10 protein-coding genes are annotated in these 10,614 nt (G+C 74.0%); 1 reads left to right on the forward strand and 9 read right to left on the reverse strand.

Annotated features, from left to right (window positions below; genetic code table 11):
* Positions 1-115 precede the first annotated feature (115 nt).
* Positions 116-1,231 carry an acyl-CoA dehydrogenase family protein gene (locus tag LCD35_RS30650; RefSeq protein WP_225045256.1) on the forward strand — a complete coding sequence of 372 codons (1,116 nt, stop codon included), beginning with the start codon at positions 116-118 and terminating at the stop codon, positions 1,229-1,231.
* A gap of 82 nt (positions 1,232-1,313) precedes the next feature.
* Here LCD35_RS30650 and LCD35_RS28955 read toward each other — a convergent pair whose 3' ends face one another.
* From LCD35_RS28955 to LCD35_RS28995, 9 genes are all read right to left on the reverse strand, one after another.
* Positions 1,314-2,480, reverse strand: a complete 1,167-nt coding sequence (locus LCD35_RS28955) for an MCE family protein (protein WP_225045257.1) — start codon at positions 2,478-2,480, stop codon at positions 1,314-1,316.
* Positions 2,480-3,532, reverse strand: a complete 1,053-nt coding sequence (locus LCD35_RS28960; protein WP_224963293.1) for an MCE family protein — start codon at positions 3,530-3,532, stop codon at positions 2,480-2,482. The genes LCD35_RS28955 and LCD35_RS28960 overlap by 1 nt, the downstream gene beginning before the upstream one ends.
* Positions 3,532-4,683, reverse strand: a complete 1,152-nt coding sequence (locus LCD35_RS28965) for an MCE family protein (protein WP_224967734.1) — start codon at positions 4,681-4,683, stop codon at positions 3,532-3,534. Before LCD35_RS28965 ends, LCD35_RS28960 begins: the two co-directional genes overlap by 1 nt.
* A complete protein-coding gene (locus LCD35_RS28970) occupies positions 4,680-5,693 on the reverse strand; it encodes an MCE family protein (RefSeq protein ID WP_224958595.1) in 1,014 nt (337 codons plus the stop codon). Before LCD35_RS28970 ends, LCD35_RS28965 begins: the two co-directional genes overlap by 4 nt.
* Entirely contained in the window at positions 5,690-6,727 is a 1,038-nt protein-coding gene (locus tag LCD35_RS28975; protein ID WP_225045258.1) for an MCE family protein, read from the reverse strand. Before LCD35_RS28975 ends, LCD35_RS28970 begins: the two co-directional genes overlap by 4 nt.
* Positions 6,724-8,046 carry an MCE family protein gene (locus LCD35_RS28980; RefSeq protein WP_224967727.1) on the reverse strand — a complete coding sequence of 441 codons (1,323 nt, stop codon included), beginning with the start codon at positions 8,044-8,046 and terminating at the stop codon, positions 6,724-6,726. The genes LCD35_RS28975 and LCD35_RS28980 overlap by 4 nt, the downstream gene beginning before the upstream one ends.
* Positions 8,043-8,912: an ABC transporter permease gene (locus LCD35_RS28985; RefSeq protein ID WP_224958592.1), complete on the reverse strand. Its 870-nt coding sequence runs from the start codon at positions 8,910-8,912 to the stop codon at positions 8,043-8,045. Before LCD35_RS28985 ends, LCD35_RS28980 begins: the two co-directional genes overlap by 4 nt.
* Entirely contained in the window at positions 8,912-9,706 is a 795-nt protein-coding gene (locus LCD35_RS28990; RefSeq protein WP_225045259.1) for an ABC transporter permease, read from the reverse strand. The genes LCD35_RS28985 and LCD35_RS28990 overlap by 1 nt, the downstream gene beginning before the upstream one ends.
* 156 nt (positions 9,707-9,862) lie before the next feature.
* Entirely contained in the window at positions 9,863-10,594 is a 732-nt protein-coding gene (locus LCD35_RS28995) for an SDR family oxidoreductase (RefSeq protein ID WP_225045260.1), read from the reverse strand.
* Positions 10,595-10,614: the final 20 nt, after the last annotated feature.

Here is a 10,614-nt window from a genome sequence, read left to right on the forward strand (position 1 = left end):
GACAGCGATTTCCCTCGTGGCGGAGCCACTTGGGAAATCGATCCCGCAGCGAGGGAACCGCTGAGGTTCCGCCACCCCAGTGCTACGCAACGAAAGCGGAGAAAGGAACAACAAAGTGCACTTCGCGTTCAGTGCGCAGCAGGAGGACCTCCGGCTGACCGTCCGCGCCCTGCTGGACCAGGACGGCGGCCCGCACGTGCCCGCGCCGCCACCGGCTCCCGCCCCGCTCGGGCACGACCCGGAGCTGTGGCGGCGGCTCGGCGCGGAGATCGGCGCGGCCGGGCTCACCGTCCCCGAGGAGCACGGCGGCAGCGGCGCCACCCTCGTCGAGAGCTGCCTCGTCGCCGAGGAACTGGGCCGCAGGCTCGTGCCGTCCCCGTTCGTCGGCGGCACCGCGCTCGCCGTCGAAGCGCTGCTGGCCGCGGGCGACTCGGCGGCCGCGGAACGGCTGCTGCCGGGTATCGCCGCCGCCGACCGGCTGGTGGCGCTCGCGTGGGCCGAACCGGAGAACTGGTGGCAGGACACGGGATTCGCCACCACCGCGCGGCTCGACGCGGGCACGTGGCGGCTGGACGGGCGCAAGAGCTTCGTGCTCGACGGCGCGCGGGCGGACGCGTTCCTGGTCGTCGCGACCGCCCCGGACGGGCCCGCGCTGTTCGAGGTGGCGGCGGAGCCGGCAGCGGTGCTGCCGCACCCGGTCGTGGACCCGACCCGGCCGATGTGCGCGCTGGAGCTGTCCGCGGTGCCGGCCGCGCCGATCGGGCCGGCCGGGCCGGTGCTGGCGCGCTGCCGGGACGCGGCGGCGGTGCTGCTGGCGGCCGAGTGCGTGGGCGCCGCGGACCGGTGGCTCGGCGAGATCGTCGGCTACGTGCGGACCCGGGTGCAGTTCGGCAGGCCGATCGGCTCGTTCCAGGCGATCAAGCACCGGCTCGCCGACCTCTACGTGGCGGTGGAGTCGGCGCGCTCGCTGTCGTACGCGGCGAGCTGGGCGGTCGGCACCCGCGACGAGCGCGGGTCCGCGTGGGCGGCGATGGCCAAGTCGCTGTGCTGCGAGACCTACCAGGACGTGGCGGCCGAGGGCATCCAGCTGCACGGCGGTCTCGGGATCACCTGGGAGCACGAGGCGCACCTGCACCTGAAACGAGCCCACGGCGCCGCGCACCTCTTCGGCACCCCCCGCAGCCACCGCCGCCGCCTCGAAGCGCTCCACCACCGCATCGCGGGCCCGTGAACCCGTCCGGCAGGTCGTGCCGTTCTCCTGCCGGCGGCGGAGCCGCCGGGGTTCCGCCACCCGGGTGCCACCGACAAGCTCATCACCGCGGAGGCAGCGGGAGGGGCGGGGCGGTGGCCGGCACCGGGACCGCGTCGGGAACGGGGGCGCGGGGAACGTTGGCGGAGCCGCGGACGTTGGTGGGGCCGTCCGGCGGTTCGGCGCAGTGGATGTCCGGGTTCGCCGGGATCGGCGTGATGTCGTCGCCGGGGCGGCGTTCGGTTCCCTCGTAGCCCTTCTCGCAGGCCAGCGGGTTGAAGAAGTTGAGCACCACGCCCAGGTGCCCGCGCCCGTCGCCGTCCTGCGCGCTGTGGCTGGCGGCCGACATCATCGGCATCGCCACCAGCACGTTCTCCAGCGCCGGGCCGCGGACGTCGAGCAGCCGCGCGGTGGTGAGCAGGTTCGCGGTGGTCGCGGCGAGGCCCGTGCCGCTGTCGCGCAGCAGGCCGTCGAGCTGTTCGGCGACCGGTGGGGCGACGTCGGCGAGCCGCCGCAGGTCCGGGTCGGAGGCGCGCAGCTGTCCGGCGACCTGGCGCAGGCCGCGGCTGAACTCGATGATCTGTCCGGATTGCTGCTGCTGGGTGCGCAGCACCACGTCGGAGTTCGCCAGCAGCGCGGTGGTGCTCGGCAGGTTGCGGTCGGCGGCGGCGATGAGCGATCCGGTGCTGTCCAGCATCCGCTGCAGGTGCGGCCCGGTGCCCTGCAGCGCGGTGCCGGATTCCTCGACGACGGTGCGCAGCGCGTCCAGCGGCACGTCCGCGACGAGCCGGTCCAGGTTCAGCAGCAGCGATTCCGGCGGGGGCGGGAGTTCGGCGCGCTCGGCGGGGATCACCGACCCGTCCCGCAGCACCGGCCCGTGCTCGTCGTCGGGCCGCAGGTCGAGGTACTGCTCCCCCACCGCCGAGCGGTTCGCCACCGCCGCGCGCGCGTCCGCGGGGATCGGCGGGGCGGCGGAGTCGATGTGCAGGTCCAGCGCCGCTCCGCGGTCGGTGAGCCGCACCCCGGTGACCCGCCCGACGGCCACTCCCCGGTAGGTGACCTCCGAGTTGGTGAACACCCCACCGGTGTCGGGCACCTCCACCACGACGGCGTAGCCGCCCGCCCCGACCAACCGGTCCAGTCCCGCGTAGCGGGCGCCGGTGAACCCGATGCCGACGACGGCGATGAGCAGGAACAGCCCCAGCCGGATCGTCGTGGCCCTGCTGAACATCACGGCCCCCCGAGCGGTAGCGGTGCGCCCGAGTCGGAGATCCCGGGCAGCGGCAGCAGCGGCCCGCTGCTGTTCGACAGGTTGCCGAGCACGCTGGTCAGGTCCAGGTCGAGGTCCACGTCGACGTTCACGAAATCGCCCTTGAGCGGGACCATCGCGTTCTCCGGGAACGGGTAGCTGGCCAGGTAGCCGATGGCCTTCGGCAGGTCGGTGCCCGCCTTCGCGAGTTCGCGCAGCGTCGGCGCGAGCGCGTCGAGGTCGGCGACCAGGTCGTCCCGGCTCGCGTCGGCCGTGCGCACCGCGACCTGGGAGAACCGGTCGAGGGCCCGCAGCATTCGCACCAGGTCGCCGCGCTGCCGCTCCAGGACGCGCAGTCCGGGTTCGAGCCCGTCCAGGCCGGTGGTGAGGTCGTCGAGCTGTCCGCGCAGGTCGGCGGAGAGCCGGTTCAGCCCGTCGAGCGCGCGGGTGATGTCCTGCTTCTGCTCGTCCAGCCGGGACACCGCTTCGTCCACTCGGGACAGCAGCGAGCGCACCTGCGGTTCGTTGCCGCCGAGCGCGCGGTCCAGTTCCTCGACGATGCCGTTGAGCTGCGCGACGCCGCCGCCGTTGAGCAGCAGGGACAGCGCGCCGAGCACCTCTTCGACCTGCGGGTTGCGGTCGGTGCGCTCCAGCGGGATCTCCGCGCCGTCGCGCAGCGGGCCGCCCGCGGGTTCGGCGGGCCGGGCGAGCTCGACGAACTTCTCCCCCAGCAGGCTGGATTGCCGCAGCCGCGCTTCGGCGTTGGCGGGCAGCCGCACGTCCCCGTTGACGACGAGGGTGACCACGGCGGTCGCGTTGTCGGGGGCGAGCCCGATGCCGCGGACCTTCCCGACCGGCACGTCGTCCACCTTCACCCCGGCTTGCGGCACCAGGTCGAGGACGTCGGCGAACCGCACCCGCACCTCGTACGGGTGGTCGCCGAGGTCGGCGCCGCCGGGCAGCGGCGCGTCCTGCACCGAGGCGCCGCAACCGGTGACCAGCAGCAGCGCGCAGCAGCCGAGCGCCCGGCGCATCACGGGCCACCGAGGCCGAGCGGCAGCGGCGGGAGCTCCCCGCGGGAGAGGTGGTCCACCGCTTCCCCGGGCGAGGGCAGCGGGACGGCACCGTCGAGCACCCCGGCCAGCCCCGCGCAGGTCCGCCCCAGCTCCGGCGGGACCTGCGCGGGCGCCGCGGATTCCAGCAGCTTGCACACCAGCAGCACCGGCGGGAACGTCAGCTCGTTGATGTTGGCGCGGACCGCGACGGTGCCGGAGGCGGCGTCGTAGGCGTTGATGAAGTTGCTCATCCCGGTCGGGGCGATGTCGAGGACTTCGCCGAGCGCTTCCCGCTGCTCCACCAGCGCCCGGGTCACGTCGGCGAGCTGGTCCACGTTGGCGGTCACCGATTCCCGGTTGTCCCGCACGAACCCGTCGAGTTCGGTGAGCGCGGCCGTCAGCGAGCTCAGCGCGGCGGCGGTCTGCTGCCGCTCGTCGGCGAGGAACCCGGAGACGTCGGCGAGCCGGGTGTGGAAGTCCCGCACCTGCGCGTCGTTGGCGGCCAGCGTCGCGGTGAACTCGTTGAGGTGGTCGACGGTGGCGAACAGGTCGTCGTGCGAGCCGTCGAGGGTGGCCGACAGTTCGCCGAGCCGCCGCACCGTCTCGTTCAGCTTCGCCCCGTTGCCGTCGAGGTTCGCCGCGGCGGTGCCGAGCAGGTCCGACAGCGCCCCGTCCCGGTTGGCGCCGTCCGGCCCGAGGGCTTCGGTGAGCGCGTTGGCGCTGCGGTACAGGTCGTCGAGGTCGGCGGGGACCATCGTGCGGTCGGTGCCGAGCACCGCGCCGGGGGCCAGCTCCGGGCCGCCCTCGTAGGCGGGGGTGAGCTGCACGTACCGGTCGCTGACGAGGCTCGGCGCCACCACCACCGCGCCCGCCGCGGCGGGGACGCGGAGCTCGCGGTCCACGCTCAGCTCCACCCGCACCCGGCCACCTTCGGGCCGCACCGAGGTGACGCGGCCGACCTCGACGCCCAGCACCCGTACCGACGACTGCGGGTACAGGCCCACGGCCCGCTCGAAGTAGGCGGTGATGCGGGTGCCCGGGTCGCGCAGCACCCACCACAGCGCGCCGCTGAGCAGCAGCACCAGCACGCAGCCGAAGGCGAGCAGCGCCGTCGCCGGTCTCCGGTTCATCGTCCACCTCCGCGGAGGTCGCAGCCGTGCGGGTTGATCTGCAGCGGGCCGGCGTCCACGGTCGGCGGCACCAGCCCGCACAGGTAGCCGTCGAACCAGCGCCCGTTGCCGACGGTGTTGTTGAACCCGGTCACGTAGGGCCGCAGCGCGGCGATGGTGGCCGCCACCTGGTCCTGGTTGCGCTGCAGCATGGCGGTGACCTGCTGCAGCTCGCGCAGCGCCGGGTTCAGCCGCTGCTGGTTGTCGGCGACGAGCCCGCGCAGCTGCGCGGAGACCTCCTGGGTGCCGCGCAGCAGCGAGCCGATGGCGTCGCGGCGGCGTTGGAGTTCGCCGAGCAGCAGGTTCCCGTCGCCGACGAGCCGGGCGACCTGCGCGTCGCGGTCGGCGGCGATGCCGCTGACGTCGGCGGCGTGGTGCAGCAGGTCGGCGAGCTGCTCGTCGCGGGAGGCGATGGTGCGGGACAGGGCGGCGAGCCCGTCCACGGCGCCGCCGAGGTGCTGCTCCCCGCCGCGCAGGCTCTCGGACAGGACCTGGAAGCTGCGGGCGAGCTGGTCGGTGTCGACCCGGCCGGTGCTGCGGGCGACCTGGTCGAGGGCGTCGGGGATGTCGAAGGGCACCTCGGTGCGGGCGTCGGGGATGGTGCGGTCCGGGTCCTGCGGGTGCGCGCCGTCGGGACGCAGCGCCAGGTTCTTCGCGCCCAGCAAGGTCTTCAGCTGGATGGACACCGTGCTGCGGTCGCCGACGGGCACGTCCTCGACGCGGAACCGCACCAGCACCCGGTTCCCGTCGAGGCCCACCTCGGTGACCTCGCCGACGCGGACGCCGGCGACCTCCACGTCGTCGCCCGCGGCGAGCCCGGCGGATTCGGTGAACCGCGCCGAGTAGGTGGTGCCGCCGCCGAGCAGCGGCAGGTCGTTCGCGAAGAACGCCAGCAGCGTCACGGCGGTCAGCAGCCCGAGGGCGACGACGCCGACGGTGGCCTGGTCGCGGTCGCGCAGCGCGGTGCTCATGGGCGGCACCTCTCGGGCATCCGGGTCGGGGGCAGCGGCAGCACCTGGGCTCGCACGTCGAGCCCGGAGATGCCGACGGTTCCGGTGAGGCGGCACAGGTAGAAGTTGAACCAGCTGCCGTAGCTCACCGTGCGGGTCAGCGAGTCGAGGCGGCCCGGCAGCGTCCGCAGGTCGTGCTCCAGCTGCGGCAGCCCGGCGTTCAGGTTCGCCGACAGGTCGCCGAGCGCGGCCACGTCCTCGCGCAGCGGCGGCCGGACGTCGCGCAGCAGCCCCGCGGTGGTGCCGGTGAGCTCGTCGAGGGCGGCGACCGCGTCACCGACGGGTTCGCGCTGCGCGGCGAAGCCGCTGACGAGGCGTTGCAGCGCGTCGACGAGCCCGGCGAGTTCCGGTCCGCGGGCGCCGACCTGGGCGAGCACGGCGTTGAGGTTGTCGATGACCTGCCCGATCACCTGGTCCTTCTCGGCGAGCGTCCCGGTCAGCGACGCGGTGTGCGCGAGGATGCTCTGCACGGTGCCGCCTTCCCCTTGCAGCACCTGGACGAGTTCGCCGGAGAGCCGGTTGACGTCGCCGGGTTCGAGGGCGCGCAGCAGCGGCTGGAACCCGTTGAACAGCGCGGTGAGGTTCAGCGCCGGCCGGGTCTGGGCGACGGGCAGCACCGCGTCGGCGGGCAGCACGGCTTCGCCGGGGTCGAGGGCCGCGTCGAGCGCGAGGTAGCGCTGCCCGGCGAGGTTGCGGTACTTCACGGTGGCGATGGCGTCCGCGGGCAGCCGCCGCGCCGCGTCCACCTGGAACCGGGCCAGCGCGCGGCGCCCGTCGACGACCTCCAGCGAGGTGACCTGCCCGACCCGCACCCCGGCGATGCGGACCTCGTCGCCTTCGCCGAGCCCGGAGGCGTCGTCGAACTCGGCGGCGTAGCCGGTGGTGGACCCGACGTCGGAGGCGGCGATGGTCATCGCGAGCAGCCCGGTGAGCAGCCCGGTGACGAGCGTGAACAACGACAGCTTGACCAGCGGTGCGGTGAGTCCGGCCCTCATCGCAGGGTCACCTCCGCTCCGCGGTAGACGGGTCCGACGAGCACGCTGCTCCAGTCCGGCACGTCGCCCGGGGTGCGGTGCAGCTCGGGCGCGAGCAGCGCGGCGACCAGGTCGCGTTCGGCGGGCGAGTTCACCAGCGGCCCGTCCGCGGACTGCGCGCTGGTGGCGGCGGGCTGCTGCTCCCCCGGCCCGTTCGGCGGCGGCGGATGGGTGGAGCCGTCGCGCAGCGGCCCGCCGGGCGGGTACTGCGGGAAGCGGTCCGGCGGTTCGACCCACGGGTAGCAGCGCGGGCCGCGGGTGTCCTCGTAGCGGGGCGTGTCGACGCCGGGCAGGTACTTCCCGCGGCTGCCGGTGATCTCGATGGTGACCTTCTGCATCGGGTTCGCGTCGCCCGCGCCGAACGCCCGCTCGGCGATGGGGATGCTGCGGGTGAGCTGGTCGAGCACGCAGCCGTACTGCGGCGCGTACCGGGCGAGCAGGTCCACTGTGGACCGCGAGTCGGCGGCGAGCCGGATCAGGTTGTCCCCGTTGGCTTCCAGGAACCGGGTCGCGTTCTCCGCGGTGACGGCGGTGGTGTTCCAGACTTGCTCGAACGAGTCGCGCCGTTCCGCGATCGTGCCGCTGGTGGTGGTGAGGTCCCGCATCGCGCGCAGCAGGTCGGGTGCCGCCTCGTGGTAGGTGCGGGCGACGTCGTCGACGCGGCCCAGCACCGACCGCAGCCGCGGCAGCGACGGGTTGAACCGGGCGAGGTAGCCGTCGAGGTCGCGCAGCGTGGTCCCGAGCTGCGTGCCACGCCCGTCCAACGCCTGCGACACCGCGTTCAGCGTGGCGGCGAGCTGCTGCGGCCGCACGGCTTGCAGCAACGGCAGCAGGTCGTCGAGGACGCGTTCCACCTCGATGGCGGCGGAGCTGCGGTCCTGCCCGATCACGTCCCCGGCGACCAGGTGCGGGCCGGTGCCCGGGCCGGTGTGCGCGAGGGACACGTAGCGCTCCCCGAACAGCGTCTTCGGCAGCAGCCGCGCGGTGGTGTCGGCGGGGATCCGCTCGGCCATCTCCGGGCGCAACGCCAGGTCCAGCTCGGCGCGGTCCGGCCCGGGGCGCACCGCGCGCACCTCGCCGACGAGCACGCCGCGCACCTTCACGTCCGAACCGGCGCGCAGCTCGTTGCCCGCCCGGTCGGTGTGCAGCACGACCGGCACCACCGGCGTGAACGACTTCCGGTAGAAGCCGATCATGCTGGTGAAGAACAGCGCGGACACCAGCAAGAACACCAGCCCCAGCAGCTGGTGCCCGCGCCGGTCCCGCCGCGCCCGCCTCATCCGGCGATCCGCACGGTCGTGGTGGAACCCCAGATCGCCAGGCTCAGGAAGAAGTCCAGCACCGCCACCAGCACGATCGAGGTGCGCACCGCCCGCCCCACCGCGATGCCCACGCCCGCGGGCCCGCCGCGCGCGGTGTAGCCGTAGTAGCAGTGCGTCAGGATCACCACGAGGCTGAACACCAGCACCTTCCCGAACGACCACAGCACGTCCTGCGGCGGCAGGAACAGGTGGAAGTAGTGGTCGTAGGTGCCCGCCGACTGCCCGTAGAACCACACCGTGATCTGCCGCGACGCGAAGTAGGAACCGAGCAGCCCCACCACGTACAGCGGGATCACCGCCGCGAGCCCGGCCAGCACCCGGCTGGTCACCAGGTACGGCACGGTGCGCACGCCCATCACCTCCAGCGCGTCGATCTCGTCGGAGATGCGCATCGCGCCGAGCTGCGCGGTGAACCCGCAGCCGACCGTCGCCGACAACGCCAGGCCCGCCGACAGCGGCGCGACCTCGCGGGTGTCGAAGTAGGCGGCGATGAACCCGGTCAGCGCGGAGGTGCCGAGCTGGTCCAGCGAGGAGTAGCCCTGCAACCCGACGATCGCCCCGGTGCACACCGTCATCCCGATCATCACGCCGAGCGTGCCGCCGATGACGGCGAGCGCGCCGCTGCCGAACATCACCTCGGTGAGCAGCCGCCCCGTCTCCCGCGGGTACTTGCGCAGCGTCAACGGCGCCAGCGCCAGCGCCCGCAGGTAGAACGCCAGCTGCCACCCGAGCCCGGCGAGCGCGTCGCCGGGGCGGGAGAACAGCAGCGCGAACCGGCGCCGCCACGGCGTCGGCGGCGGCAGGTACTGCTCGGTCGCGACCATCACAACTCCTTCGGCGGAACGAGTTGCAGGTAGATCCCGGTGATCACCAGGTTGATCGCGAACAGCAGCAGGAAGGTGATCACCACGGCCTGGTTCACCGCGTCGCCCACGCCCTTCGGCCCGCCGGCCGGGTTCAGGCCCCGGTAGGCGGCGACCACCCCGGCCACGAACCCGTAGATCAGCGCCTTGAGCTCGCTGACGTAGAGGTCGGGCAGCTGCGCGAGCGCGTTGAAGCTGGCCAGGTAGGCGCCGGGCGTGCCGCCCTGCAGCACCACGTTGAAGAAGTAGCCACCCGCCACGCCCACCACGCTCACCAGCCCGTTGAGCAGCAGCGACACGAACACGGCACCGAGCACGCGCGGCACGATCAGCCGGTGCACCACGGAGACGCCGAGCACTTCCATCGCGTCGATCTCCTCGCGGATGGTGCGGGCGCCGATGTCCGCGCACACCGCCGAACCGCCCGCCCCGGCCACCAGCAGCGCGGTGATCAACGGGCTGGCCTGCTGCAGGATGGACAGCGCGCTGGCCGCGCCGGTGAACGACTGGGCGCCGATCTGCTGGGTCAGCGACCCGAGCTGCATGGCGATCACCGCGCCGAACGGGATGGCCACCAGCGCGGTCGGCAGGATGGTGACGCTCGCGAACAGCCACGCCTGCTGCACCCACTCCCGCACCTGGAACGGGCGCCTGGGCACGGCGCGCAGCACTTCCCAGGACAGCGTGGCGAGCCTGCCGACCTGGGCGAAGGCGGCGCTCGCGGGGACGCGGTGGCTGGAGCCGGGCGAGTTCACGGCGACTCCCCGCCCGCGCGGCGGCACCGCACCACTTCGACGCCCATCGCTGCACCACCTCGTCGTCGCGCTCGCGCCGGGTCCTGCCCGCGGCGGCACCGCGGGCGACCTGCTCGGTCCCCGCCGGTGCCCGACCCGGCGGGCCCGGCGGCGGGGTCATCTGGCCAGGGAATGCGTTGCGGTGGCACCTCCGTCCGCGACGAACTCGGCGCCGGTGCAGTAGGAGCTGTCGTCGCTCGCCAGGAACGCCACCAGGTTCGCGACCTCCTCGGGCCGCCCGACGCGGCCGAGGGCGAGCCGGGCGGCGGCGAAGTCGTCCAGCGCGGCGCCCACCTGCGCGCGCACCATCGCGGTGTCGATCACGCCGGGGTGCACCGAGTTGACCCGGATGCCGCGGTGGCCGAGCTCCAGCGCGGCCACCTTCGTCATGCCGCGCACCGCGAACTTGCTGGCCGAGTAGGCGATCGAACCGGCCATCCCGGCCAATCCCTCGACCGAGGAGACGTTGATGATGGAGCCGCCGTCGCGCATCGACCGCTGCACCGCCCGCATGCCGAGGAAGGCGCCGAACTGGTTGACCCGCACCACGCGCTCGAAGTCGGCGGGTTCCGTCTCGGCCAGCGGCGCCAGGTGCAGCACGCCCGCGTTGTTCACCAGCACGTCCACCGGGCCGAACGCGTCCTCGGCGGCCGCGACGGCACCGTCCCACCCGGCCTCGTCGGTGACGTCGAGGTGCCGGAACCGGGCGTCCGCCCCGAGTTCGGCGGCCAGCGCCCGCCCCTCCTCGTCGGCGACCTCGTCGAGCAGCACCCGCGCGCCGTCGGCGACGCGGCGCCCCCCCCCCCCCGCGCCGCGGCCCCCCCCCCCCCCGGGGGTGCTCGCGCCCATGCCGCGGAACCCGGCCACCG

The organism is Saccharopolyspora sp. 6V, from assembly GCF_020176785.1.
GTDB lineage: Bacteria > Actinomycetota > Actinomycetes > Mycobacteriales > Pseudonocardiaceae > Saccharopolyspora_C > Saccharopolyspora_C gregorii.